At 70.6% G+C, this 24,984-nt stretch carries 22 protein-coding genes and 1 pseudogene; 14 read left to right on the top strand and 9 right to left on the bottom strand.

All coding sequences use genetic code 11. The features are described from left to right. Nucleotides 1–3 precede the first annotated feature (3 nt). Complete coding sequence (locus tag IM697_RS13655) at nucleotides 4–1,044, top strand: helix-turn-helix transcriptional regulator (RefSeq protein ID WP_194047947.1); 1,041 nt, start codon at nucleotides 4–6, stop codon at nucleotides 1,042–1,044. Here the strand turns inward: IM697_RS13655 and ctaD are convergent. Further along, nucleotides 932–2,614, bottom strand: a pseudogene (gene ctaD, locus IM697_RS13660) (aa3-type cytochrome oxidase subunit I); the annotation flags it as partial. The gene IM697_RS13655 and the pseudogene ctaD sit on opposite strands and share 113 nt — an antisense overlap. Before the next feature lie 401 nt (nucleotides 2,615–3,015). On the opposite strand from ctaD, the gene IM697_RS13665 reads away from it, so the two are divergent. Beyond that, a complete protein-coding gene (locus IM697_RS13665; RefSeq protein WP_194047948.1) occupies nucleotides 3,016–3,231 on the top strand; it encodes an I78 family peptidase inhibitor in 216 nt (71 codons plus the stop codon). A gap of 90 nt (nucleotides 3,232–3,321) precedes the next feature. Here the strand turns inward: IM697_RS13665 and IM697_RS13670 are convergent, their stop codons facing one another. Continuing rightward, a complete protein-coding gene (locus IM697_RS13670; protein WP_194047949.1) occupies nucleotides 3,322–4,371 on the bottom strand; it encodes a phosphatase PAP2 family protein in 1,050 nt (349 codons plus the stop codon). A 434-nt stretch (nucleotides 4,372–4,805) separates the two neighbouring features. On the opposite strand from IM697_RS13670, the gene IM697_RS13675 reads away from it, so the two are divergent. Next, on the top strand, nucleotides 4,806–6,407 hold the full coding sequence (locus IM697_RS13675) for an MFS transporter (protein WP_194047950.1): 1,602 nt from the start codon (nucleotides 4,806–4,808) through the stop codon (nucleotides 6,405–6,407). Nucleotides 6,408–6,599: 192 nt separating this feature from the next. Beyond that, nucleotides 6,600–7,790 carry an acyl-CoA dehydrogenase family protein gene (locus IM697_RS13680; RefSeq protein ID WP_194047951.1) on the top strand — a complete coding sequence of 397 codons (1,191 nt, stop codon included), beginning with the start codon at nucleotides 6,600–6,602 and terminating at the stop codon, nucleotides 7,788–7,790. 36 nt (nucleotides 7,791–7,826) lie between these two features. Here the strand turns inward: IM697_RS13680 and IM697_RS13685 are convergent, their stop codons facing one another. Then, entirely contained in the window at nucleotides 7,827–8,264 is a 438-nt protein-coding gene (locus IM697_RS13685) for a cell division protein SepF (RefSeq protein ID WP_194047952.1), read from the bottom strand. A gap of 322 nt (nucleotides 8,265–8,586) precedes the next feature. Between IM697_RS13685 and IM697_RS13690 the strand changes: the two genes are divergently transcribed. From IM697_RS13690 to IM697_RS13705, 4 genes are all read left to right on the top strand, one after another. Beyond that, nucleotides 8,587–9,837 (top strand): DUF5685 family protein, encoded by a 1,251-nt coding sequence (locus IM697_RS13690; protein WP_194047953.1) that lies wholly within the window; start codon nucleotides 8,587–8,589, stop codon nucleotides 9,835–9,837. A gap of 229 nt (nucleotides 9,838–10,066) precedes the next feature. Then, nucleotides 10,067–10,972, top strand: a complete 906-nt coding sequence (locus IM697_RS13695; RefSeq protein ID WP_194047954.1) for a S1 family peptidase — start codon at nucleotides 10,067–10,069, stop codon at nucleotides 10,970–10,972. Between the two features lie 180 nt (nucleotides 10,973–11,152). After that, nucleotides 11,153–12,019 carry a slipin family protein gene (locus IM697_RS13700; RefSeq protein WP_194047955.1) on the top strand — a complete coding sequence of 289 codons (867 nt, stop codon included), beginning with the start codon at nucleotides 11,153–11,155 and terminating at the stop codon, nucleotides 12,017–12,019. A 277-nt stretch (nucleotides 12,020–12,296) separates the two neighbouring features. After that, a complete protein-coding gene (locus IM697_RS13705; RefSeq protein ID WP_194047956.1) occupies nucleotides 12,297–13,379 on the top strand; it encodes a S1 family peptidase in 1,083 nt (360 codons plus the stop codon). 271 nt (nucleotides 13,380–13,650) lie between these two features. Here IM697_RS13705 and IM697_RS13710 read toward each other — a convergent pair whose 3' ends face one another. Further along, nucleotides 13,651–14,676 carry an ABC transporter permease gene (locus IM697_RS13710; protein WP_194047957.1) on the bottom strand — a complete coding sequence of 342 codons (1,026 nt, stop codon included), beginning with the start codon at nucleotides 14,674–14,676 and terminating at the stop codon, nucleotides 13,651–13,653. A 169-nt stretch (nucleotides 14,677–14,845) separates the two neighbouring features. On the opposite strand from IM697_RS13710, the gene IM697_RS13715 reads away from it, so the two are divergent. Both IM697_RS13715 and IM697_RS13720 read left to right on the top strand, forming a co-directional pair. Then, nucleotides 14,846–18,289 (top strand): DNA polymerase III subunit alpha, encoded by a 3,444-nt coding sequence (locus IM697_RS13715; protein ID WP_194047958.1) that lies wholly within the window; start codon nucleotides 14,846–14,848, stop codon nucleotides 18,287–18,289. Continuing rightward, nucleotides 18,286–19,290, top strand: a complete 1,005-nt coding sequence (locus tag IM697_RS13720; protein ID WP_194047959.1) for a DNA polymerase Y family protein — start codon at nucleotides 18,286–18,288, stop codon at nucleotides 19,288–19,290. The genes IM697_RS13715 and IM697_RS13720 overlap by 4 nt, the downstream gene beginning before the upstream one ends. Here IM697_RS13720 and IM697_RS13725 read toward each other — a convergent pair. Continuing rightward, nucleotides 19,268–19,642 carry a cupin domain-containing protein gene (locus IM697_RS13725; protein ID WP_194047960.1) on the bottom strand — a complete coding sequence of 125 codons (375 nt, stop codon included), beginning with the start codon at nucleotides 19,640–19,642 and terminating at the stop codon, nucleotides 19,268–19,270. The two genes, IM697_RS13720 and IM697_RS13725, sit on opposite strands and share 23 nt — an antisense overlap. A gap of 82 nt (nucleotides 19,643–19,724) precedes the next feature. Here IM697_RS13725 and IM697_RS13730 point away from each other — a divergent pair, with 82 nt between their 5' ends. Together IM697_RS13730 and IM697_RS13735 are read left to right on the top strand one after the other, a co-directional pair. Continuing rightward, complete coding sequence (locus tag IM697_RS13730; RefSeq protein ID WP_194047961.1) at nucleotides 19,725–20,168, top strand: MarR family winged helix-turn-helix transcriptional regulator; 444 nt, start codon at nucleotides 19,725–19,727, stop codon at nucleotides 20,166–20,168. 146 nt (nucleotides 20,169–20,314) lie between these two features. After that, the gene (locus IM697_RS13735) at nucleotides 20,315–21,187 is read left to right on the top strand and encodes an esterase/lipase family protein (protein ID WP_194047962.1); all 873 of its coding nucleotides are present in this window, start codon (nucleotides 20,315–20,317) and stop codon (nucleotides 21,185–21,187) included. A gap of 72 nt (nucleotides 21,188–21,259) precedes the next feature. On the opposite strand, the gene IM697_RS13740 is transcribed toward IM697_RS13735, so the two are convergent. Further along, nucleotides 21,260–22,267, bottom strand: a complete 1,008-nt coding sequence (locus IM697_RS13740; RefSeq protein WP_194047963.1) for a lytic polysaccharide monooxygenase — start codon at nucleotides 22,265–22,267, stop codon at nucleotides 21,260–21,262. Between the two features lie 141 nt (nucleotides 22,268–22,408). On the opposite strand from IM697_RS13740, the gene IM697_RS13745 reads away from it, so the two are divergent. Further along, nucleotides 22,409–22,540: a hypothetical protein gene (locus IM697_RS13745; protein ID WP_407699627.1), complete on the top strand. Its 132-nt coding sequence runs from the start codon at nucleotides 22,409–22,411 to the stop codon at nucleotides 22,538–22,540. Between the two features lie 58 nt (nucleotides 22,541–22,598). On the opposite strand, the gene IM697_RS13750 is transcribed toward IM697_RS13745, so the two are convergent. After that, nucleotides 22,599–22,736, bottom strand: coding sequence for a hypothetical protein (locus IM697_RS13750; protein WP_194047964.1), 138 nt, complete (start codon nucleotides 22,734–22,736; stop codon nucleotides 22,599–22,601). A gap of 141 nt (nucleotides 22,737–22,877) precedes the next feature. On the opposite strand from IM697_RS13750, the gene IM697_RS13755 reads away from it, so the two are divergent. Then, nucleotides 22,878–23,501 carry a class I SAM-dependent methyltransferase gene (locus IM697_RS13755; RefSeq protein ID WP_194047965.1) on the top strand — a complete coding sequence of 208 codons (624 nt, stop codon included), beginning with the start codon at nucleotides 22,878–22,880 and terminating at the stop codon, nucleotides 23,499–23,501. A gap of 28 nt (nucleotides 23,502–23,529) precedes the next feature. On the opposite strand, the gene IM697_RS13760 is transcribed toward IM697_RS13755, so the two are convergent. Together IM697_RS13760 and IM697_RS13765 are read right to left on the bottom strand one after the other, a co-directional pair. After that, a complete protein-coding gene (locus IM697_RS13760; RefSeq protein WP_194047966.1) occupies nucleotides 23,530–24,039 on the bottom strand; it encodes a ribonuclease FAU-1 family protein in 510 nt (169 codons plus the stop codon). After that, nucleotides 24,020–24,949, bottom strand: a complete 930-nt coding sequence (locus IM697_RS13765; RefSeq protein WP_194047967.1) for a GNAT family N-acetyltransferase — start codon at nucleotides 24,947–24,949, stop codon at nucleotides 24,020–24,022. Before IM697_RS13765 ends, IM697_RS13760 begins: the two co-directional genes overlap by 20 nt. Nucleotides 24,950–24,984: the final 35 nt, after the last annotated feature.

A 24,984-nucleotide genomic window follows, 5' to 3' on the forward strand; every position in this document is an offset into this window, starting at 1 on the left:
CCCATGCTGGACACATCCGCCAGACTCCTGAAACTGCTCTCCCTCCTCCAAGCCCACCGAGAATGGTCCGGCGCCGACCTCGCCGAACGCCTCGGAGTCACGCCCCGCACAGTGCGCCGCGATGTCGACCGCCTGCGCGAGCTGGGTTACCCGGTCAACGCCAGCCCCGGAACCGGCGGCGGCTACCAGCTCGGCGCCGGCGCCGAGCTGCCGCCCCTCCTCCTGGACGACGACGAGGCCGTCGCCGTCGCCGTCGGTCTGCGCACCGCCGCCGGCCAGGGCATCGAGGGCATCGGCGAGACCTCCGTACGGGCCCTCGCCAAGCTGGAGCAGGTCCTGCCGAACCGGCTGCGCCGCCGTGTCGGCGCGCTGAACGCCTTCACCGTGCCGATGCTGCGCGGCCCCCAGCCCTCCGGCGTCGACCCGGCCGTCCTGACCGAGCTGGCCCACCTCTGCCGGGACGCCGAGCGCCTGCGCTTCGAGTACCGCGACCACGAGGGCGCCCCCACCCGCCGGACCGTCGAACCGCACCGTCTGGTGTGCAGCGAGCGCCGCTGGTACCTGGTGGCCTGGGACCTCGACCGCGAGGACTGGCGTACGTTCCGCGTCGACCGCATCACCCCCAGGCCGCCGCACGGCCCGCGCTTCACCCCGCGCACCCCGCCCGCCGAGGACCTCGCCGCCTATGTCTCGCAGGGCGTCTCCACGCGCGCGTACGCCTCGCACGCCGTGATCCGGCTGCTGGTGCCCGTGCACGAGGCCGCCGAGCGCATCTCGCCGTCCGCGGGCACGCTGGAGGCCGACGGGGACGCCGCCTGCATCCTGCGCACCGGGGCCGCGAGCCTCGATGTGATGGTGCTGCACATCATGATGATCGGCTTCGAGTTCGAAGTGCTGGAGCCCGTCGAGTTCATCGAGGCGATCAGGGGCGCTCGGGATCTGCTGTCCCGGTCGCTGGAGCGAGGGACCGGCCGATCTCCGCGTGCGCGGGATGGTGCAGATCGAACGCCGGGGACTCCGAGCGGATCCGCGGCAGCGTCGTGAAGTTGTGCCGCGGGGGCGGGCAGGAGGTCGCCCACTCCAGGGAGCGGCCGTAGCCCCACGGGTCGTCGACCTCGACCTTCTCGCCGTACCTGGCGGTCTTCCAGACGTTGTAGAGGAACGGCAGCGTCGACAGGCCGAGCAGGAACGCGCCGATCGTCGAGACCGTGTTCAGCGCCGTGAAGCCGTCGGCCGCCAGGTAGTCGGCGTACCGGCGGGGCATGCCCTCCGCGCCCAGCCAGTGCTGCACCAGGAACGTGGTGTGGAAGCCGACGAACAGCGTCCAGAAGTGGATCTTGCCGAGCCGTTCGTCGAGCATCTTCCCGGTGAACTTGGGCCACCAGAAGTGGAATCCGGCGAAGATCGCGAAGACGACCGTGCCGAAGACGACGTAGTGGAAGTGGGCGACGACGAAGTAGGTGTCGGACACGTGGAAGTCCATCGGCGGCGACGCCAGGATCACCCCGGTCAGACCGCCGAACAGGAACGTCACCAGGAAGCCCGTCGACCACAGCATGGGCGTCTCGAAGGACAGTGAGCCCTTGAGCATGGTCCCGGTCCAGTTGAAGAACTTCACGCCCGTGGGGACGGCGATCAGGAAGCTCATGAAGGAGAAGAACGGCAGCAGCACCGCGCCGGTGACGAACATGTGGTGCGCCCACACCACGATCGACAGACCGGTGATCGCCATCGTCGCCGCGACCAGCGTGAGGTAGCCGAACATCGGCTTGCGCGCGAAGACCGGGATGATCTCGCTGATGATGCCGAAGAACGGCAGCGCGATGATGTACACCTCGGGATGCCCGAAGAACCAGAACAGGTGCTGCCACAGCAGCGCCCCGCCGTTGCCCGCGTCGAACACCATCGAGCCGAACCGGCGGTCCGCCTCCAGCACCAGCAGGGCCGCGGCCAGCACGGGGAACGCCATCAGGATCAGGATCGACGTGAACAGCGTGTTCCAGGTGAAGATCGGCATCCGGAACATCGTCATGCCGGGGGCGCGCATCCCGATGATGGTGGTGATGAAGTTGACCGCGCCGAGGATCGTGCCGAAGCCGGCCAGCGCCAGGCCCATGATCCACAGATCGGGGCCGATGCCGGGGGAGCGCTCCAGGCTGTTGAGCGGCGCGTAGGCGAACCAGCCGAAGGCGGCCGGTCCGTCCGGCACGATCAGTGAGCCCATCACGATCAGGCCGCCGAACAGGAACAGCCAGTACGAGAACATGTTCAGCCGGGGGAACGCGACATCCGGGGCGCCGATCTGCAGCGGCATCAGCTCGTTGGCGAAGCCCGCGAAGGTGGGGGTCGCGAACAGCAGCAGCATGATCGTGCCGTGCATGGTGAACAGCTGGTTGAACTGCTCGTTGCTCAGCAACTGCATCCCGGGCCGGGCCAGTTCGGCCCGCATCAGCATGGCCATGACGCCGCCGGCCAGGAAGAACACGAACGACGTGATCAGGTAGAGATGGCCGATCTTCTTGTGATCGGTGGTGGTCAGCCAGTCGACGACCACCCGGCCGCCGGGCTGCCTGCTTCGCACGGGTGCCGTCGCCCGTACGGTCTGCGTCCCCATCGCTCGCTCGCCCCTTCGCTCGTCGCGTCCCGGGCCCGCTGAAGCCCGCGTCGCACGCGCCGACGCGAGCTCACGCCATGATGCTCGCGCAGACCGCGCTCCGACAGGGGGCGTACGGAGGTTCTGTGGTGGAACCATGTACTTTCTGTGCCGTACCGGCTCCCGTGGCCCGCGCGGAATCGGGGATAAAGGCGTCCAAGGGCGGTTCCTCGGGCACTTTTGCGCCGGGCTGTCGAGCGGGTCTCCACGACACGCGGGAATTGCGATCGAATGCCTGCGGAAGGCTCAGAAAATCCCTCGTCCGTGTGACGGCCGGGTGATGTCCAATCGGTCGAAACGCGTGTCGTGATTCTGTGACAAAAGCGTGACCCGAGAGGTACGTGTGCCCTAGCGTGGGGCGCATGGCACCCATTCCGAAACCCCCCGCAGAACCCGAGGACAACCCGGACGGGTATGTCGGTCTCGACGCCGACCGGGCCGAGCGGCTCGCCCGTGACCGTGGGTGGTCGACGGTGCGTTCGCTGCCGCCGGGGGCGATCATCACCATGGAATACCGCAGCGGCCGGCTGAACTTCGAGGTGAAGGACGGCCAGGTGGCGCGGGCCTGGAAGGGCTGACCCACGGCGACGGCCCCGGTTCCCGCGCGGGAACCGGGGGCCGTCGCCGTGGGCGGGTGGTTGTGCGTACCGAACCCGCCGTCGGGGTGGTCAGCCGCCCGTGAGGGGGCGGGCCGTCGGGCTCCCGCCGCGGGTCATACGGTCCGTGTGCGGCGGGCGGCGGCTGCCGGCCGGGGTGACCGGGGTGCGCTCCGCGCGGGCCGTGTGCGGGCCGGGCGCCATGTAGGCGGGTGCTCCCCGGGCGGAGCGGGCCGCGGCGGACGTGTCGCGCGCCGCGGTGGACGTGTCGCGCGCCGCGGCCTCGTTGTCGGCCGGGGTGGGACGCGGCTTGAGCAGCACCGGGGCCTCGACCGGGGCGGCCGGTACGGCGACGGTGCCGGCCCGGCGCTCGCGCCAGCGGTCGCGCAGATCGAAGATCCAGGCCTCGGAGCGGGCGATCAGCGGCTCGAACCACGGCAGCGCGAGCAGGATCAGCAGACCGGCGGCCCAGCCGAGGAGCACATCGCTCAGCCAGTGCGTACCGAGGTAGACGGTGGACAGACCCACGCCCAGCGAGGTCACCGCCGACAGGGCCGACAGCCAGCGGCGCGCTCTCGGGGTCGAGGCCAGATAGGCCAGGATTCCCCAGGTCACCACGGCGTTGGCGGTGTGGCCGCTGGGAAATATATCGCCGCCCAGCCACATCTCGTTCGAGCCGATGCTGGTCGCGTAGTGCGGTCCGAGGCGGCCCATGCCGAGCTTGGCGGCACCCACGGTGACGTTCAGCAGCAGCAGCGAGACGCCGAGCGCGAGCAGCGGCCGCAGCGTGTGCTGCCGCCAGGAACGCCAGCCCAGCCAGGCCGCGACCATCACGGCGGTCGGGCCGCGCTGGCCGAGCACCACGTAGTAGTCGACGAAGGCGTGGATCTCCGCCCACTGCTGGTACGGCCGGAAGAACATGACCTGCCAGTCGAGCCGGACCAGCCACGAGGTGATGACGACGGCCCACACGATGGCCACGTAGAAGGCCAGGGTCGAGGCGAAGAGCACGATCCTGTGCCGGGTCATCCGCGGCACATCGATGTGGGCCGGACGTTCCGGTTCCCGGTCCAGTCTGGCGAAGACCCGGTCCAGACGGGTCAGCTTTCGTTCGGTACGCACTCAATCGACGTTACAGCGAGTGAGCGCAGTTCAACGGCGATTCCACGGCTTTGTGATGACGATGTGATGTGGGATTCCTCTCAGTGGGGGGTTTATTTCCAAGGAATCCGTAATCATCGGGGGCGGCATCCTTCAATTCCTTTGATCATTCTGTTCGTTCGTTTTTCACTGCTTATGAATTCGTTCACCGAATCATGGTGCGGATTTCTCCTGCCGCTCACTGGCCGGAGCCAGGTGATGTGGCGCACGCCACACGCGATCGTGTGGACTCTGAGAGGTCCGCCACTCGGCCCCGACGCGGACTCGCGTACCCTGACGAGTCACTCGCCCTTGTCTGCGCGGGCCGGAGACCACCGCTCCTCTCCGGCCGAGTCGCGGGGAGTCCCCACCCCGCGTGCCCGCCGAGAGCGAGGGAACATCTGGGAGGTACGTACATGTCCGGGACGACCACGGCCGCCGCTGCGCTGCGCCGTCGGGCGGCCGGGGCCGGTGCCAACCGCTGGGTCGTCCTCGTCGTCCTCTGCGTCAGCCTGCTGCTCGTCGCCGTCGACGCGACCGTGCTGCACGTGGCGGTGCCCGCCGTCACCGAGGACCTCCGCCCCGGCGCGATAGAACTGCTCTGGATCGTCGACATCTATCCGCTCGTCTGCGCCTCGCTGCTGATCCTGTTCGGCACGCTCGGTGACCGGGTGGGCCGCAGACGCGTCCTGCTCCTCGGATACGGCCTCTTCGGCCTCGCCTCCGGCCTGGCGGCCCTCGCACACGACCCACAGGTGCTGATCCTGGCCCGCGCCCTGCTCGGCGTCGGCGGCGCGATGATCATGCCCGCGACGCTGTCGATCCTGCGCCAGGTCTTCCCCGACCGGCGCGAGCGGGCCCTCGCCATCGGCATCTGGAGCGCGGTGGCCGCCGTGGGCGCGGCGGTCGGGCCACTGCTCGGCGGCTTCCTCCTCGAGCACTTCTGGTGGGGCTCGGTCTTCCTCGTCAACATCCCGCTGATGCTGGTCAGCCTCCCGGTGGGACGGCTGCTGCTGCCCGAGTCCAAGGGCGATGGCAAGGGTCCCTGGGACGTCATCGGCGCGCTGCTGGCGGCGGCCGGCCTCTTCGGCGTCGTCCTGGGCGTGAAGCGGCTCGGCGGCGGGGAGCCGGCGGCCAGCCTGCTCACCCTGGTGCCCCTGGTGGTCGGCGCCACGCTGCTGGTCCTCTTCGTGCGACGGCAGAAGCGGCGGGCGTATCCGCTGGTGGACCTCAAGATGTTCGCGCGACCGGCGTTCAGTACGTCCGTCGGATGCATTGTGCTGGCCATGCTCGCGCTGGTCGGACTCGAACTGATCGCGGCGCAGTATCTCCAGCTCGTGCTCGGGCTGTCGCCGCTGGAGACGGGGCTGCGGCTGCTGCCGCTGACGTTCGCGGCCATGGCGGCCGGGCTCGCGGGCGCGCGGATGCTGCGGCGGTTCGGGCCGCGGAGCATGGTGTGCTTCGGGTTCTGCCTGACGGCCGCCGCGGTGGTCCTGCTGACGCTGATGGGGCGGACGGACAACTGCGGGCTCATGGTGTCCGGATTCGTACTGCTCGGATTCGGACTCGAGACCACGCTCTTCGGGGCGTACGAGTCGATGCTGAGCGAGGCCCCGCAGGAGCAGGCCGGCGGGGCGGCGGCGATCGGGGAGACGTCGTACCAGCTGGGTGCGGGGATCGGCATCGCGTTGCTGGGCAGCGTGATGAACGCGGCGTACGCGCCCGGGCTGGCGACCGTGTCCGGGGTGCCGGCGCACGCCTCCACGGCGGCTTCGCACTCGCTGGGGGAGGCGTACGAGGTCGCCGCGCAGCTCGGCGGGCCGGCCGGGGCCGCCCTGCGGCACGCGGCTCGGGATTCGTTCGTGCACGGGCTGCATGTGACGTTGCTGGTGAGCGCGGGGTTGTTGTTGCTGGGGGCCGTGATGGCGCTGCGGCTGCCGCGGGCGATGCAGTGCGAGGCGCCTGCCGTGGAGTTGCCCAAGCCCCGGGAAGTCGCCGAGTCCCGCGTCTCCGCTTGACCAGGCCTTCTCCCACCCACGCACGACCCGTTTCCAGTTCGTTGAGGGGTGGACCTCTCCTGTGGGGGTTCCTCGCCGTCGGCGGCTTGCGGTGTGTGGGTGCGTACTGGACGTGCGGGACACTGAGTCGTAGCGTCTGGCCCAGAGTCGTAACTAGCGGCGCTAGTTTAATTCGTTGCCGGAGGGTCCCTCATGTCCGCGTCCTCGAAGTTGCCCCCGTTCGACCCCGCCGACCCCCTCGGCATCGACGATCTCCTCGACCCCGAGGACCTGGCGATTCGCGGCACCGTACGGGACTGGGCCGCGGACCGGGTGGTGCCGTATGTCGCCGAGTGGTACGAGAACGGCGAGCTGCCGGGCATCAGGGAGCTCGCCCGGGAGCTCGGGGAGATCGGTGCCCTCGGGATGTCGCTCAGCGGGTACGGGTGTGCCGGGGCCTCCGCCGTGCAGTACGGGCTCGCCTGTCTGGAGCTGGAGGCCGCCGACTCCGGGATCCGGTCCCTGGTGTCCGTGCAGGGATCCCTCGCCATGTACGCCATTCACCGGTTCGGCAGCGAGGAGCAGAAGCAGGCGTGGCTGCCCCGGATGGCCTCCGGCGAGGTCATCGGGTGCTTCGGGCTGACCGAGCCCGACCACGGGTCCGACCCCGGCTCCATGCGGACGTACGCCAAGCGGGACGGCTCGGACTGGGTGCTGGGCGGGCGCAAGATGTGGATCACCAACGGGTCGGTCGCCGGGGTCGCCGTCGTGTGGGCCCAGACCGAGGAGGGGATCCGCGGGTTCGTCGTGCCGGCCGACAGCGCCGGGTTCTCCGCGCCCGAGATCAAGCACAAGCTGTCGCTGCGCGCCTCCGTCACCAGTGAACTCGTCCTCGACGACGTACGGCTGCCCGCCGATGCCGTACTGCCCGAGGTCGTCGGGCTCAAGGGGCCGCTGAGCTGTCTCTCGCACGCCCGGTACGGGATCGTGTGGGGCGCGATGGGGGCGGCGCGGTCGTGCTTCGAGGCCGCCGTCGACTACGCGAAGACGCGGGAGCAGTTCGGCCGGCCGATCGGGGGCTTCCAGCTCACCCAGGCCAAGCTCGCCGACATGGCGCTCGAACTGCACAAGGGGATTCTGCTCGCCCACCATCTGGGGCGGCGGATGGACGCCGGTCGGCTGCGTCCGGAACAGGTCAGCTTCGGGAAGCTGAACAACGTCCGCGAGGCCATCGACATCTGCCGTACGGCGCGGACGATTCTCGGTGCCAACGGGATCTCGCTCGAATACCCCGTGATGCGGCACGCGACCAACCTCGAATCGGTGCTCACCTACGAGGGCACCGTCGAGATGCACCAGCTCGTGCTGGGCAAGGCGCTCACCGGGCTCGACGCCTTCCGCTGAACCCACCAGGGGGCAGGGCCGGCGAGCGGCCCTGCCTCAGCTCTGGTTGTAGAAGCCGTCCTCGCGGTGCGGCGCACGCTCGCCGCTGACGATCTCCGTGTCGGCCGGGCTCAGCAGGAACACCCGGTTGGACACGCGGTCGATCGAACCGCGCAGACCGAAGATGAGCCCCGCCGCGAAGTCCACCACGCGCTTGGCGTCGGCGGGCTCCATGGCCGTGAGGTTCATGATGACCGGGACCCCGTCCCGGAACAGCTCACCGATGGCGCGGGCGTCCCGGAAGCTGTCCGGAGTGACCGTGCCGATACGACGGCCCTTCTCCTCGGCGACATCCGTGGCCACCTTGACCCTGGGGTCGGTGACCCAGGCATCCCCGGGCTCGGTCCCTTCGGAGTAGTCGTCGTCGTAGTAACGCTCGTCATCGTTGTCGTCGACGAGGCCCAGCCAGGCGCTCGCCTTGCGTACCGATCCCATGGACGCCTCCTCTCACAGCGGTCTCTTCTGCCTTCCGCATCCCTATGGTCATCCATGATGCGGACGTCACGCCAAGTGGATAGACGCCGCGCGGGGGGTTTGTGACGGTACTGGTGCACAGCGAATACGTCGAGAGCCCGTGTCCCCCAAGGGGCATGCCACGTACGGCTGCTGACTGTGAGTGAAATATGATTCTTCACGGCGTATGGGTGATGTGGAGTGCGTACGGGTGAACGAGGCGGCCGTGGCGATCGGGGCCGCGATCGGTACGATGCGGCAGCTCAGCGCTACGGGAACGTCGTAAGAACCACGGGGGAACGTCGTGTTCGGAATCGTCAGGCCCTGTCGTCATCGCCTCGGGGAGAGCCTCGCAGGGCAATGGTTGGCGCATTTGTGCGGACTGTGCCTCTCGTTGCGCGGGGACCACGGCCAGTTCGCGCGGATCGTGACGAACTACGACGGGCTCCTCATCTCCGTTCTGACCGAGGCTCAGGCGGAGAAGGACAACGGACTTCGGCGTACGGCCGGACCGTGCCCGTTGCGCGGGATGCGCACCGCGTCCGTCGCTCAGGGGGAGGGCGCCCGGCTCGCCGCCGCCGTCTCGCTGGTGCTCGCCTCGGCCAAGGTGCGTGACCATGTCGCCGACGGCGACGGGCTGCTGGCCCGCAGGCCGGTGGCGCTCGCCGCGCGCCGGGTGGCCGCCGGCTGGGGTGCGGCCGGTGCCCGGAGCGGCTCGGCCGTCGGGTTCGACACCGCCGTACTCGTCGACGCCGTGGACCGGCAGGCCGGCGTCGAGGCGCTCGCCGGGATCGGGACGCCGATCCTCGCCGTGACCGAACCGACCGAGACGGCGACCGCCGCCGCCTTCGCACACACCGCGATCCTGGCCGGGAGGCCGCACAACGCCGAGCCGCTCGCCGAGGCCGGGCGGTTGTTCGGACGGCTGGCGCACCTCCTGGACGCGGTGGAGGACCGGGCGGCCGACGCGCGGGCCGGCGCGTGGAATCCGCTCACCGCGACCGGGACCTCGCTCGCGGAGGCGCGCCGGCTCGCCGAGGACGCGGTGCAGGGGGTGCGGTTGGCGTTGCGCGAGGTGGAGTTCAGCGACGCCAGGCTGGCGCATTTGTTGCTGGTGCACGAGCTGCGGCGCTCGGTGGACCGGGCGTTCGGCACGGTGCCGACCTGTTCGTCCCATGCGTCCCAGCAGTCCGGGTCCTACGGGCAGCCGCCGCAGAATCCGTATGCCGGAGGGAATCCGTACGCGGGCCAGAACCCGTACACCGGCCAGAACCCGTACGCCGGTGGCGGGGGAGCGCCCGGCGGCGGTGCCGGTGGTGGCGGCGGTGGCGGTGGTGACTTCGGCGGGTTCGGCGGTGGGCCGGCGCCGCAGCCGCCGAAGGGGCGGCGTGGGTTCTGGGCCGGCTGCGGGATGTTCTGGCTGCTGTGCTGCACCTGCAAGCTGTGCTGTGCGAAGGAGTACGAGGGCCCCTGGTCGCGCAAGAAGCGTGAGGGCTGCTGCCGGGATTGCGACTGTGACGGCTGCGACTGCTGCTGCCCCTGCGACGGCTGCTGAGCGCTCCGCCGGGCCGCCGCCGAACCGCGAGGAGCGTCAATTCTCGCCGATGGTTCAAAGGTTGACGGCCGAAAGGCGCCCTTGTGCCGACCGGTCGTTCGACCGAATACTCCCCTCAGCGCTTGTCAGGGGCACGGCGTGTTCGGAATCCGGACTTCTGCCCCTCTGACTGCGCCTCACGGGCCCCGACCCCACGCGGGCCCCCGACTTCCCTTGGAGGGAACGAAAAGTGAGGATCAAGCGCACTACCCCCCGCAGCGGCATTACGAGACGGACCCGGCTGATCGCCGTATCCACCGGACTCGTGGCCGCGGCCGCGATCGCGATCCCCAACGCGACCGCCGCGGAGACTCCCGCAACCTTCAGCTCCGCCCAGCTCAAGAGCGCCAGCGGCTCCGTGCTGAAGGCCGACATCCCGGGCACCGCCTGGGCCGTCGACAGCAAGACCAACCGCGTCATGGTGACCGTCGACTCCACGGTCTCCCAGGCGGAGATAGCGAAGATCAAGGAACAGGCCGGGGCCAACGCCGACGCGCTCACGATCAAGAGCGTCCCCGGCAAGTTCAGCAAGCTGATCCAGGGTGGCGACGCCATCTATGCGAGTAGCTGGCGCTGCTCCCTCGGCTTCAACGTCCGCAGCAGCAGCGGAGCCGAGTACTTCCTGACCGCCGGCCACTGCACCGACGGCGCGGGCACCTGGTACTCCAACTCCGGCCGCACCCAGGTCATCGGCTCCACCGCCGGCTCCAGCTTCCCGGGCAACGACTACGGCATCGTGCGCTACTCCGGTTCCGTCAGCCGGCCCGGCACCGCGAACGGCGTGGACATCACCCGTGCGGCCACGCCGAGCGTGGGCACCACCGTCATCCGTGACGGCTCCACCACCGGTACGCACAGCGGCCGGGTCACCGCCCTCAACGTGAGCGTCAACTACGGCGGCGGCGACGTCGTCGGCGGTCTGATCCAGACCACCGTCTGCGCCGAGCCCGGCGACTCCGGCGGTTCGCTCTACGGCAGCAACGGCACCGCGTACGGTCTGACCTCCGGCGGCAGCGGCAACTGCAGCTCCGGTGGCACGACCTTCTTCCAGCCGGTCACCGAGGCCCTCAGCGCGTACGGCGTCAGCGTCTACTGACATCGCTGTTCGGCCTGGCCGGCGGCCAACAGCCGGCAGCATTGTGAGCCCCCGCACGCAACTGGCGTGCGGGGGCTCGCCCTTGGTATGCGCCGGGGCTACCGTCGACGTACGGGCAGTACTCCCCTGTGATGCGCCCATGTCCGTGATGCGCCCACGTCGGACCCCGGGGGGTCGGTGATGGTCGAGGAACTGGTGGCGGCGGGAGTGACGCTCGCGTCCGCCGGAGTGGTCTATGTGACGGCGGCCGCGCGGGTCGTCAAGCAGTACGAACGGGGCGTGGTCTTCCGTCTCGGCAAGCTCCGCTCACAGGTGCGCGGGCCCGGGTTCACGATGATCGTTCCGGGCGTCGACAAGCTGCGCAAGGTGAACATGCAGATCGTGACGATGCCCGTGCCGGCGCAGGAGGGCATCACGCGCGACAACGTCACCGTGCGGGTGGACGCCGTCGTCTACTTCAAGGTGACCTCGCCCGCCGACATGGTCGTGCGCGTGGAGGACTACCGGTTCGCGGTCTCGCAGATGGCGCAGACCTCGCTGCGGTCCATCATCGGCAAGAGCGAGCTGGACGATCTGCTGTCCAACCGCGAAAGGCTCAACCAGGGGCTGGAGTTGATGATCGACAGCCCGGCCGTCGAGTGGGGCGTGACGATCGACCGGGTGGAGATCAAGGATGTCTCCCTGCCCGAGACCATGAAGCGGTCGATGGCCCGGCAGGCCGAGGCCGACCGGGAGCGGCGGGCGCGGCTGATCAACGCCGACGCGGAGTTCCAGGCCTCGAAGAAGCTGGCGGAGGCCGCGCATCAGATGGCCGATACGCCTGCGGCCCTTCAGCTGCGCCTGCTGCAGACGGTGATGGCGGTGGCGGCCGAGAAGAACTCCACGCTGGTGCTGCCGATTCCGGTGGAATTGTTGCGGTTTCTTGAGGAAGGGGCGCAGGTCGTGGGCTCCGGACAGCAGCCGGAGGGCGGCGGCGGGCAGGAACTGCCGCCTCTGGAGCCGCGCTTGGATTCGGGCCCCGAAGGGGCGAATTCAAGACAGGAGTAGACCTCACGCGCTGCTTATGATTCGCTTGCTCGCGGTGTTTGCTGTGCGAAGAGGCCGGGCGTGACTGTGCACGGTCAAGTCATGGGGGGTGTGCAACCGTGTTCTACGCGCGTCCTGAAGTCGACCTTGTGCGCCCCCTGCGTCTCTAGGAATAGTGAACCTTGTTCAACCGGCGCGGGTGCGGCTTTTGTTGTGCACCGTCCCCGCGGCCGTACGCCTTCCGGTCCGGCGAGGTCCCCACAACCTCTCGGGCCGACCCCCCACAGGAGGACGTGAGTTGAAGCACCGACGCATACCCAAGCGGCGTGCAGCCGTGGCAGGTGCGGGTATCGCCGCGCTGGTAGCCGCGGGCGTTACCTTGCAGACTGCGAACGCCAGTGAGACGCCGGAGGCGTCCGCGCCGAAGACGCTGTCGATCAGCGCGGCCGGAAAGCTCGCCTCGACGCTGGCGAAGGACCTCGGCGGGGACGCCGCGGGTACGTACTACGACGCGAAGACCAAGAGCCTGGTGGTGAACGTCCTCGACGACGCCGCCGCCGATGCGGTCGAGGCCGCCGGCGCCAAGGCGCGGGTCGTCGAGAACTCGCTCGCCGAGCTGAAGAGCGCGCGTACGACGCTCAAGAAGGACGCGACCATTCCCGGCACCGCCTGGGTGACCGACCCGGCGACGAACAAGGTCGTCGTGACCGCGGACCGTACGGTGTCCGACGCCGAGTGGACCAAGCTCGGCAAGGTGGTCGACGGGCTGGGCGCCACGGCGGAACTGAAGCGGACGAAGGGGGAGTTCAAGCCCTTCATCGCGGGCGGTGACGCCATCACCGGCGGCAGCGGGCGCTGCTCGCTCGGCTTCAACGTCGTCAAGGGCGGGGAGCCGTTCTTCCTGACCGCCGGGCACTGCACCGAGGGCATCACGGACTGGTCGGACGCGGACGGCAACGAGATCGGCACCAACGAGACGTCCAGCTTCCCGGACGACGACTACGGGCTGGTCAAGTACACGGCGGACGTCGAGCACCCGAGCGAGGTGAACCTCTACAACGGTTCCTCGCAGGCCATCAGCGGGGCCGCGGAGGCGACCGTCGGCATGGAGGTCACCCGTAGCGGGTCGACCACCCAGGTGCACGACGGCAAGGTGACCGGCCTGGACGCCACCGTGAACTACGGCAACGGTGACATCGTCAACGGGCTGATCCAGACCGACGTCTGCGCCGAGCCGGGTGACAGTGGTGGGTCGCTGTTCTCCGGTGACAAGGCGATCGGTCTCACCTCCGGTGGCAGCGGTGACTGCACCTCCGGTGGGGAGACGTTCTTCCAGCCGGTGACTGAGGCGCTGTCGGCCACGGGTACCGAGATCGGCTGACGCAGTCGTAGCTTTGCGGAGCCCCGTCCCTCTGTGTGTTGAGGGGCGGGGCTTTCGCGTTGGGTGCGGGATGCCTGCGGCGCCTGTGCGGGTGGAGTGGGGGTGCGCGTAGCGCCTGCGGTGCGTTGTGGGGTCGGGGCCGTGCCGGGGGTGTCCGTCCTCGGTCGGGCGGCTCGGTGTCTTAGAGGGGCGGCCTGCGTTGACGCCCGCCGCTGCGGGCGGACACCCCCGGCACGTCCCCTTGCCGCCGTGGGCGAGTGCGGGCCCGTCGTCACTTCTGCGGTGTTGTGGGCTCCCTTCCCCTCAGTGTCGCCGCCAGGAGGGTGATCGCGATTCCCGCGGCTGCCCAGGCCGAGAGGACCAGGAGGGAGTCGGTTACGTCGTTGCCCTTGAAGTAGGCGATCGAGCGGGTTGCCCAGGTGCCGGCGCCCGGGGGCAGGGCCGGGCCGATGTCCCGCCAGAACGGGGGGAGCAGTGGGGGTGGGAGGGCGCCGCCCGCGCTGGGGTTGCCCAGGATGACGACGATCAGGATCATCAAGCCGATTCCGGCCAGGCCGAAGATGGCCTGGAAGGCGAGGGTGGCCGCGCCCACCGCGAAGATGATCAGGGCGCCCGTGCCCCAGAGCGCGGCGATGCCGCCGGGTAGTGCGCCCAGGATCGGGCCGACGATCAGGGCGCCGCCGAGGCCGCCGACGATGGCCACCAGGGCCATGGCGATGAGGCGGATCACCGAGCGTCTCGGGGTGGGGCGGCGGGCGCCCGAACTGATCGTCATGATCGATGCGCAGAGGTAGCCGCCCACGCACCAGCCCACGGTCACGTAGAAGGACGTGAGCCCGTTGGCGTCGTGCGGGTCGGCGGGGGCCACGTCGACGGTGCGCAGGGTGCGGGCCTCGGACTTCTCCAGGGTGGTGAGGAGGTTCTCCAGGACGGCGGCCAGTGCTCTTCCGCCTCCGGTGGTGATCAGGAGGGTGTCGGTGGTGGCTGTCGGGTCGATCAGCAGGGCGCCGTCGATTTCGCGGTTCAGGATTTGGGCGCGGGCTGTTGCCGCGTCGGGCAGGGCGCGTGGGCTCAGGGGGTCGCCGGGCAGGTTCTGCAGTCGGGTGACCGTCTGCTGGGCGGCTGCCTGAGGGGCCACGACTCCGAAGGGCACGTCCTTGGGCTTGGGGTCATGGAGTGCGCCCACATAGGACGCGATGAAGAGCAGGTGGAGGACCACCACGCCGGTCACGAGCAGGGTGGCTCGTGGAGTGACGGCGTCCTTCACTTCGGCGAGGAAGGGGCTGCTCTGTGTCATGTCCCCACGGTCGAGGGGCGGGGGCGTTTGCGCAGGTGGGAGGCGTCCGAACGGATGTCGTACTAGTGTTCGAGAACGGTCGGGAAATGGTCTATGGTGGGGGTGGGAGAGTTGGGAACTGATGTTCGAGGAGCGGTCGGTCTCGGGCTCACTAGTGCGGGAGGTGCGTGTGTCGGGCTTCGCGCATCTGCACACCGTCTCCGGGTTCTCCCTGCGGTACGGCGCCTCGCATCCGGAGCGGCTGGCCGAGCGCGCCTCCGAGCGGGGCATGGACGCGCTGGCGCTGACCGATCGTGATTCGCTCGGGGGTGCGGTCCGGTTCGCCAAGGCCTGTGCGGGGGTCGGGGTGCGGCCGCTGTTCGGGGTGGAGCTGGCCGTGGAGGGGTTTGGGCTTTCGGGGGTGGGCGGATCCTCGGGGCGGCGGCGGGTTCCGGTGCGCGGGGGTGCCTTTGTCGATGAGTCGGCGCCTCGGGTCACCTTTCTCGGGCGGGACGGGGCCCGGGGGTGGGGTGACCTGTGCCGAATCGTTTCGGCTGCGCATGGCGGGGAGGGGCCGCCGATGCTGCCCCGGGGGGACAACCGGGGTGACGGCCTGATCGTGCTGCTCGGGCCCGGCTCCGACGTCGGGCGGGCGCTCGCCGCCGGTCGTCCCGATCGGGCGGCCCGGCTGCTGGTGCCCTGGCGGGAGGTCTACGGTGACTCGCTGCGCCTGGAGGCCGTCTGGCACGGGCGCAAGGGCACCGGTCCGGGCTCGCTGCGGCTGGCCGCCCGCACCGTCGGCTTCGCCGCCGAGCAGCGGGTGCGGCCCGTGCTGAGCAACGCCGTCCGGTACGCCGACCCGGGGCTGGGGCCGGTCGCCGATGTGCTGGACGCCGCGCGGCGACTCGTGCCCATCGACTCCACCGGGGAACTGGACTCCGGGGAAGCCTGGCTCAAGGGCGCGGGCGAGATGGCGCGGATCGCCGAGCGGGTCGTCGAGGCCGCGGGCTTCCGGCGTGACACCGCCTACCGGCTGCTGGAGCAGACCGGGGCGACGGCCGCCGAGTGCCTCGTCGATCCCGAGGACGACCTCGGGATCGGCAGCGTCCACTTTCCCGAGCCGTACCTCGTCGGCGCCGGGCGGCGCACCGCCCAGCGGGCGCTCGCCTCACGGGCGGTGGCGGGCATGGTGCTGCGCGGCTACGACGGGCGGCGGGCGTACTGGGAGCGGATGCACCAGGAGCTGGACATCATCGCCCATCACGGGTTCGCCTCCTACTTCCTGACGGTCGCTCAGGTGGTGGATGACGTAAGGGGGATGGGGATCCGGGTGGCCGCGCGGGGTTCCGGTGCCGGGTCGCTCGTCAACCATCTGCTCGGCATCGCGCACGCCGATCCCGTGGCGCACGGGCTGCTGATGGAGCGCTTCCTGTCCAAGCGCCGGCTGGTGCTGCCCGACATCGACATCGACGTGGAGTCCGCGCGGCGGCTGGAGGTCTATCGCGCGATCATCGAACGGTTCGGGACCGAGCGGGTCGCCACCGTCTCGATGCCGGAGACCTACCGGGTGCGGCACGCCGTCCGGGACGTGGGCGCGGCCCTGTCCATGGACCCCGCCGACATCGACCGGATCGCCAAGTCCTTCCCGCACATCCGCGCCCGGGACGCCCGGGCGGCGCTGGAGGAACTGCCCGAGCTGCGGCAGCTGGCCGGAGAGCGGGAGCGGTACGGCAGGCTGTGGGAACTGGTCGAGGCGCTGGACGCGCTGCCGCGTGGCATCGCCATGCACCCGTGCGGGGTGCTCCTGTCCGACGCCTCCCTGCTGTCCCGTACGCCGGTCATGCCGACCAGCGGCGAGGGCTTTCCCATGTCGCAGTTCGACAAGGACGACGTCGAGGACCTCGGGCTGCTCAAGCTCGACGTGCTGGGGGTGCGGATGCAGTCGGCGATGGCGCACGCGGTCGCGGAGGTGGCGCGGGTCACGGGGGAGCGGGTCGATCTGGACGCGCTGGAGGACGGGGATCCGGCGACCTATCGACTGATCCGGTCCACCGAGACGCTGGGGTGCTTCCAGATCGAGTCGCCCGGGCAGCGGGACCTGGTCGGTCGCCTTCAGCCGGCCACCTTCCACGATCTCGTCGTCGACATCTCGCTCTTCCGGCCGGGACCCGTCGCCGCCGACATGGTGCGGCCGTTCATCGAGGCGCGGCACGGGCGGGCGCCGGTGCGGTATCCGCACCGGGATCTGGAGGAGCCGCTGCGGGAGACGTACGGGGTCGTCGTCTTCCACGAGCAGATCATCGACATCGTGCACATCATGACCGGCTGCGGGCGGGACGAGGCCGATCGGGTGCGGCGCGGGCTGTCCGACCCGGAGTCGCAGGGGCGGATCCGGGTGTGGTTCGCACAGCACGCCGCGGAGAAGGGGTACGACGCGGAGACCATCCGGCGGACCTGGGAGATCGTCGAGGCCTTCGGGTCGTACGGCTTCTGCAAGGCGCACGCGGTCGCCTTCGCCGTGCCGACCTATCAGTCGGCCTGGCTGAAGGCCCATCATCCGGCCGCCTTCTACGCGGGGCTGCTCACCCATGATCCCGGGATGTATCCGAAGCGGCTGCTGCTGGCGGACGCGCGGCGGCGCGGGGTGCCGATCCTGCCGTTGGACGTGAACGCGTCGGGAGTCGCACACCGTATCGAACTGGTGTCTGAATCGGGGGGTTCGAAGGAGACTTGGGGGCTGCGGCTCGCCCTCTCCGACGTGCACGGCATCAGTGAGGCCGAGGCGGCTCGGATCGCGGACGGGCAGCCGTACGCCTCGCTGCTCGACTTCTGGGAGCGGGGGAGGCCGAGTCGGCCGCTCGCGGGGCGGCTCGCGCAGGTCGGTGCGTTGGACGCCTTCGGGGCCAACCGGCGTGATCTGCAACTGCATCTGACCGAACTGCACCGGGGCGCCCGGGGCGGTGGCGGGGGCCAACTCCCGCTGGCGGGTGGGCGAAAGACGGCCGCGGCCGGGCTGCCCGACCTCACCTCGGCGGAGCGGCTCAGTGCCGAGCTGGGGGTGCTGTCCATGGATGCCTCGCGCAATCTGATGGACGACCACCGGGCGTTCCTCGACGAGCTGGGCGTCGTCCCGGCGCGGCGGCTGCGCGATGCCCGGCACGGCGAGAGCGTGCTGGTCGCGGGGGCCAAGGCGGCCACCCAGACGCCGCCGATCCGGTCCGGCAAGCGGGTCATCTTCAGCACGCTGGACGACGGGACGGGCCTGGTCGACCTCGCCTTCTTCGACGACTCGCACGACGCCTGTGCCCACACTGTCTTCCACTCCTGGCTGCTGCTGGTGCGGGGAGTCGTGCAGCGGCGCGGGCCGCGCAGCCTCAGTGTGGTGGGCTCCGCCGCCTGGAACCTCGCCGAGCTGATCGAGCTGCGCGCCGAGGGCGGACTCGACGTGGTGGCGGCGCGGCTGGCGGAGCCGGTGCCGGAAGCGGCGGGGGACGGCGCGGATCCGGCGCGCGGCCGGCGAATCCAAATGCCCACCGGATACGAACTGAACCCGTGGGCCGATCTGCGACCTGCGGGTCAAGAGCCTTCACAGGTACGGAAGTTGTGGCACCAGAGTCCGGGGAGTGCGGGATGACCATCCTCTGCGTACGTTTCCAGCCGCCGCCGACGGGCGAGGCGGCCCTGCCGGGGCTGCTCGGACTGCTGGAGGACTTCACGCCGGTGGTCCAGGCGCTGCCACCGGACGGGGCGCTGGCCGATCTGCGGGGCGCCGAGCGGTACTTCGGGCGGGACGCGGTCGAGCTGGCGTCGGTGATCCGGGTGCGTGCCCTCGCCCATCACGGGGTCGACTGCGTGATCGGCGCCGGGCCGGGGCCGATGCTGGCCCGCGTGGCGCTGGGGGACGCGCGGCCCGGGGTGACCTGTGCCGTGCCGGAGGAGCCGGACGCCATCGCGGACTTCCTCGCCGACAAGCCGGTGGCCGCGCTGCCCGGCGTCGGCGCCGCGACCGCCCGCACCCTGTGCGAGTACGGCCTCGACACCCTCGGCCTGGTCGCCGCCGCACCGCTGTCCACGCTCCAGCGGCTGATCGGCGCGAAGGCCGGCCGTGAGCTGCGCGAGAAGGCGAGCGGAATCGACCGGGGCCGGGTCGTCCCGAACGGCGTGTCGCGCTCGCTGGCCACCGAACGGCCCTTCACGCGCGACGAGTTGGACTCGGACCGGCATCGCCGCGCCCTGCTCTCGGCCGCCGAGGAACTGGGCGCCCGACTGCGCGCCCTGGACAAGGTCTGCCGCACCCTGACCCTCACCGTCCGCTACGCCGACCGCTCCTCGACGACCCGCAGCCGCACCCTGAAGGAGCCGACGGCCCACTCGGCGGCGCTGACCAGGGCGGCGTACGGCATGTACGAGGCCCTCGGCCTCCAGCGCGCCCGCGTGCGCGCCCTGGCCCTGCGCGCCGAGGGACTCGACCCCGCCGAACAGGCCTCCTACCAGCTCACCTTCGACCCGCTCGACGAGAAGGCCCGCCGTATCGAGGAGGTCGCGGACCGCGCGCGAGCGAAGTTCGGGCCGCATGCGGTGATGCCGGGGTCGCTGGCTCGCCGTTTAGGGCTCAGTTCGCCCACGGCGGCGTGATGAGCGTGCCGTCGGCCAGCTCCGCGGTGAGGCCGATGGACGTGGTGACCCAGGTGGTCGCGGTCCGCTCGGTCGGGTTCTCGACGGCCAGGGTCGCTCCGGGGTTGATGATCAGGGTGTCGTCGGCCGTGATCCGGTCGGTGCGGCCGTCGAGGGTGATCAGCAGCTCACCGTCGAGGAGGTGGAGGATCTCCTCCCGGCTGACGGTGTGCGCGGGCGCCTTGGTCCCGGCCGGGACCTCGCCGCGCCAGGCGCAGAGTTCTTTGCTGCCGGTGAGCGGGGTGGCGTACGAGATGAAACGCGCGCCGTGGATCTCGTGCGTCACGGCGTCGGACGAGCGGATGACGGGCATGGGTGGCCTCCGGTGTGGTCAAGCTTCTTGACTATATGGTCAAGCTGCTTGACCATTTCGTCAAGGGTGTTTCAATGCAGGCGTGCAGAACTCCGAGGCCCTGGCCCTGACCGCCGCCCTGCTCGCCGCCGCGGGCGATCTGACCAGGCGCATCAACGACGGTGTCGTCGCCCGTGGATTCGAAGGGCGGCCGGCGTACGGGTTCGCCTTCACCCGGCTCGCGCCGGACGGCGCGACGGTGACCGACCTCGCGGCTCACCTGGGAGTCACCAAGCAAGCTGCAAGTCAGCTGGTGGACGAGCTCGTACGCAAGGGATACGTCGAGCGGCGGTCGCATCCGCGTGACGCGCGCGCCCGGCTGGTCGTGCTGACCGAGCGTGGGTGGGCCTGTACGAAGGCCGCGGAAGAGGCGGCCGCGGACGTCGTGCGCGAGTGGAGTGCGCTGATGGGGGAGGGTGAAGTCCGCGCTCTGGGCCGCCAGTTGCTGCGTCTGGCGCCCAATGGCCCGCTGCGCCCCTCCTGGTGACCAACTATCACTGGAAGTTTTTACTGACGCGTAACTTCACACGTCTACTACTCGCCCGTAACTTGACGAGTGAACAGCATCCTCGTGATCCGGATCACAGGGCGTAAGGCCGTCGCACCTCCCTTGAGCCGCAAGGAGATCACCCGATGCTGCCCTGGAAACGAGTGCTCAGACCGCTGGCCGCGCTGCTGCTGACCGCATCGGTCGCCGTCGTCCCCGCCGCCACCACCGCCCAGGCGGCCGAGGCGACCGCGACGTCGAGCAGTGGCTGGAACGACTACTCCTGCAAGCCGTCCGCCGCCCACCCCCGTCCCGTCGTCCTCGTGCACGGCACCTTCGCGAACTCCGTCGACAACTGGCTGGGACTCGCGCCCTACTTGAAGAACCGCGGCTACTGCGTCTTCTCCCTCGACTACGGCCAGCTGCCGGGCGTGCCGTTCTTCCACGCCCTCGGCCCCATCGACAAGTCGGCCGAGCAACTGTCCGCCTACGTCGACAAGGTGCTCACCGCGACCGACGCCGCCGAGGCCGACCTCGTCGGCCACTCGCAGGGCGGCATGATGCCCCGCTACTACGTCAAGTTCCTCGGCGGTGCCGCCAAGGTGAACGCCCTCGTCGGCATCGCGCCCAACAACCACGGCACCACCCTGGCGGGGCTCACCAACCTGCTGCCGTACTTCCCCGGCGCCGAGGACCTGCTCAGCACCGCCACCCCCGCCCTCGCCCAGCAGGTCGCCGGATCCGACTTCATAACCAGGCTCAACGCGGGCGGCGACACCGTCCCCGGCGTCCGCTACACGGTCATCGCCACCCGGTACGACGAGGTGGTCACGCCGTACCGCAGCCAGTTCCTGAACGGGCCCGACGTCAAGAACGTCCTGATCCAGGACCTGTGCGCGGTCGACATATCCGAGCACGCGTTCCTGGGCCTGACCGACCGGATCGCCTTCCACGAGGTGGCCAACGCGCTCGACCCGGCCCGCGCCACCCCCACCACCTGTGCGTCCGTGATCGGTTGAGCGGGTGATCGCGGAACACGCCACCGGGGCCTGACCGGCCTGAGCCGCCGTTCAGGCCCCGGAGTCCTCTCGTCAGCGACCGTGGCGAGCACCGCCGGCCGCGCGCCTGCGCACCGACGCGAACAGGACCGCCGAACCCAGCGCCAGGGTCGCCGCACCGCCCATCGCGAGATACGCCGTGCTGCCGTCCCCGCCGGTCTCGGCGAGGTTCTCACCGGCCCCCGCCGCCTTCGGCCGGTTGGCGGCCGGGGCGGCGGACCGGTCCTCCCCGGCCGCGGCGGCCGGCTCCGCCGACGTGCTTGCGTCCTGGTCACCATGGCCGTGGTGCTCGATCGTGGACTTGCCGGCGCCGTCCTCGATCTGCTCCTCGGAGGGCGCCGAGGCGCTCGGGGCGGGCGCCGCCCCGCCGCCGGAGCCGTCCGTGCCGGTGCCGCCACCGCTGCCGCCGCCGAATGTGACGTCCGAGCACGAGTAGAACGCCTCCGGACTGTCCGAGCGCTGCCAGACCGCGTACAGCAGCTGCTTGCCGGAGCGCTCGGGCAGAGTGCCGGAGAACGTGTAGAAGCCGCCCGAGGCCGCCGGGTCCGTGGCCGTCGCCACCGGGTTCGCCAGGTCCAGGTCGTCCCAGGCCAGCGGCTTGGCGGGATCGTAACCCGGCTTGGTGAGGTAGACCTTGAAGGTGCCCTTGTGCGGGGCCGTCACGCGGTACTTGAAGGTGTACGACCCGCTGCTCACGCTCGTCGCCGGCCAGTCGGCTCGGGCCAGGTCGAGGCCCTTGAACGCCTCGCTGTTCGCGCTGCACAGCCTGCCGTCCGGGATCAGCTCCTGGTGGCGGCCGGCCGCGTCGCCGATGCGCACGCCGTTCCAGTCGTAGAGGGCCTGGGTGCCGCCCGCCGCGACCGCCGCCTCGCACGCGTCGGACTTCGGGCTCTCCGGGCCCTCCGCGTAGCACTGCGAGACCCGGCTGACCGGGTCGCCCATCGAACCGTGCGCCGACGCGGGCGCGGTGGCGAGGGCGGTCAGGGCGAGCGGGGCCAGGCCGAGGGCGGCGACGGTGGCGGCCTTGCGGCGTGCGGGCATGCGGGATCTCCTCGGAACCGATACTGATGAGTGCCGGATCCAAGAAACCGTGAAAACGCCCGTCGCAGGGGGTTCGAGGCGATCTTTAGGGTCGCCTTAAGGGAGTGCTCAGACTGAGATCAGGTAGGTAGCGTGCCCACCATGACGAGCGAGGAGATCCGGCCCGCCACGGCCGCCGACGCACCGGCCGTCAAGCACGTGACCGACGCGGCCTACACGCCCTACATCGGGCGCATCGGACGGGTGCCCGTGCCAGCGCAGGGGTGGACGTAATTCCATGTCACCCTCCGGCGTGTCCCGCCGCGACGCGTTCGGCCCGCAGGAGGGCGTCTCAGCCGTCCGGCCACCAGGTTCGAGCGATGTCCTTGCGGACCTCCGGTCGTCCCGAGGGACGCTCGTCGGCCTCCTCCCGGACCCGGCGGGCGTTCGACTGCCTCTTCAGGGGCTTCTGCACGGTTGCACGGCGCATGGCTGCCTCCTTCAGGGTCCACCGAGTTCCGCGTCGTCACCGGGGTAGACCCGTTCGGGGAGAGTTCCTCATCGGTGCAGGCCCTGTCAGTGGCCGCTGTCACGATTCGGACTGTCAGTGGCGGGTGTCACTCTTGGCCCCATGACGAACGGTGAACACGCCATCACGGGGGCCGACCTGGACTGGGACGCGGCCGCCCCCACCTTCGACGACGAGCCCGACCACGGCCTGCGCGACCCCGAGGTGCGCCGGGCATGGGCCTCCCGGCTGCGCTCGTGGCTGCCCGAGCGCCCGAGCGACGTCCTCGACGTGGGCTGCGGCACCGGCAGCCTGTCGCTTCTCGCGGCCGAGCAGGGACACCGGGTCACCGGGGTGGACCGGTCCCCGGCGATGGTGGCCCTCGCCCGCGCCAAGCTCGCCGGACGCGACGCGGTGTTCCTGGCCGGTGACGCGGTGGCGCCGCCGGTCGGGGAGGAGCGGTTCGACGTCGTCCTCGTACGGCATGTGCTGTGGGCGCTGCCCGACCCGGGCCGGGTCCTGCGGCACTGGCGCGCGCTGCTGCGCCCGGACGGCCGACTGGTGCTGATCGAGGGTGTGTGGGGCACCGCCGGCCAAGTCGGCATCCCGGCGGACCGGCTCACCGGCCTCCTCGCCCCGATCGCCGGACAGGTACGCCTGGAGCGGCTGTCGGACGACGAGCTGCTGTGGGGTAAGGCCGTGGACGACGAGCGGTACGCCGTGGTGGCCTGGGTCCAGGGCCCCTAGGGGGCTTCTGATGGATCCCCGCGGCCGTCTAGACCAGCAAGGACTCCAGGCCGCCCTCGGCGGTGGCGAGCGCCTCCAGTTCGTCCAGGGCCGCCAGCGCCGCCGCGGCCGCCTCGGGGTCCGACTCCGCCAGGCCGCTCTCGGCGAACTCGTCCTCGTCCAGCCGTCGTACGTCCGTGCCGTCGGCCGAGCGCCACAGGTCCAGGTCGAGGTCCTCGACGACCAGCTCGGCGCCGGACAGCGTGGCCGGGCGGGTGATGTCGCAGTACCAGCCCTTGAGGGCGCCCGCGGCGTCGCGGACCTCCTTCACGGCGTACCAGCGATCGCGCCAGTAGTGCTCGGTGAAGACATCGCCCGGCTCGAAGCGGACGAAGCCGAAGTCGCGGACGCCGGCACCGGACCAGGGGGCGCGCACGGCGATGCGGGTGCCGTCGTCGGTGAGCAGTTCGGCCTCGTAACGGATCTTCGTACGTTCGGCCTTGACGAGGACCACGTCCAGCAGGGGCCTTCGGCCGGCCTCAGCCGAGTTCGCGGACATGGCGGACCTCCGTCGCGCAGATCTCGTACCCGAACCAGCGGTTGATCGCCAGCATCGGTTCGTTGTCGGTGTCGTTGCCGGTGAACGCCTCCTTGTAGCCGGCGGCGCGGGCGCGGTGCAGGGAGTCGTTCTTGGCGAGCTTGGCCAGGCCGCGGCCGCGGTGGGCGCGGGCGGTGCCGGTCATCGCCGTGGCGTAGCGGGTGGCGCGGTCCGTGTAGGCGGCGGTGAAGGCGGCGGGGCGGCCGTCGACGACGGCGACCGAGGTCAGGTCGAGGTCGAGGAGCGGGTGCTGCCAGGTCTCCTCGATCCAGGTGTCGTAGTCGGTGAGCTCGGCGTCGATGTCGCTCGGTTCGTCCGACGTCGTCTCCGCGTCCAGCTCGAACATCGGACGCGGGTCGTCCGCGAAGTCCGCGGCCCTGCGCAGCTCGACGCCCGGCGGGAGGTCCTGGAGGGGCGGGAGCCCGCCGTTGGCCAGGTCCAGGCGGAGGAAGTGGGCGGAGCGGCTCGCGCGATAGCCGTGCCGCTCGGCGAACGCCCGGTTGTCCGGCTCGTCGAGGACCCACGCGAACAGCTTGGTCGCACCGCACGCGGCCAGGTGTTCCTCGGCGGCGCGGACCAGGAGACGCCCGGCGCCGCGGTGCGTCCGGTCCGGCCGTACATAGATGTTGAGGTCGCCCTGACCGGGCTCCGGGCTGTCGTATGCGAGGCGGACCTGAGCGGTTCCGATGGTCTCGCCGTCCTCCTCCGCCACGAGGGAGCGGTAGCGGGCGTCGGGGTGGGTGTGGTTGAGGTTGTGGAGGATGCCTTCCGGGGTCCACAGGATGTACGGGAGCGCGAGATGACGGGCATGGGCAAAGGCCTCGACGTCGGCTCGGTCGTCGGGACGCAGGTCGCGCACGATCACTGTCATGTGCGCGCACGGTACGTGGCGGACAGGCCCGGATG

Source organism: Streptomyces ferrugineus, assembly GCF_015160855.1.
Lineage (GTDB): Bacteria > Actinomycetota > Actinomycetes > Streptomycetales > Streptomycetaceae > Streptomyces > Streptomyces ferrugineus.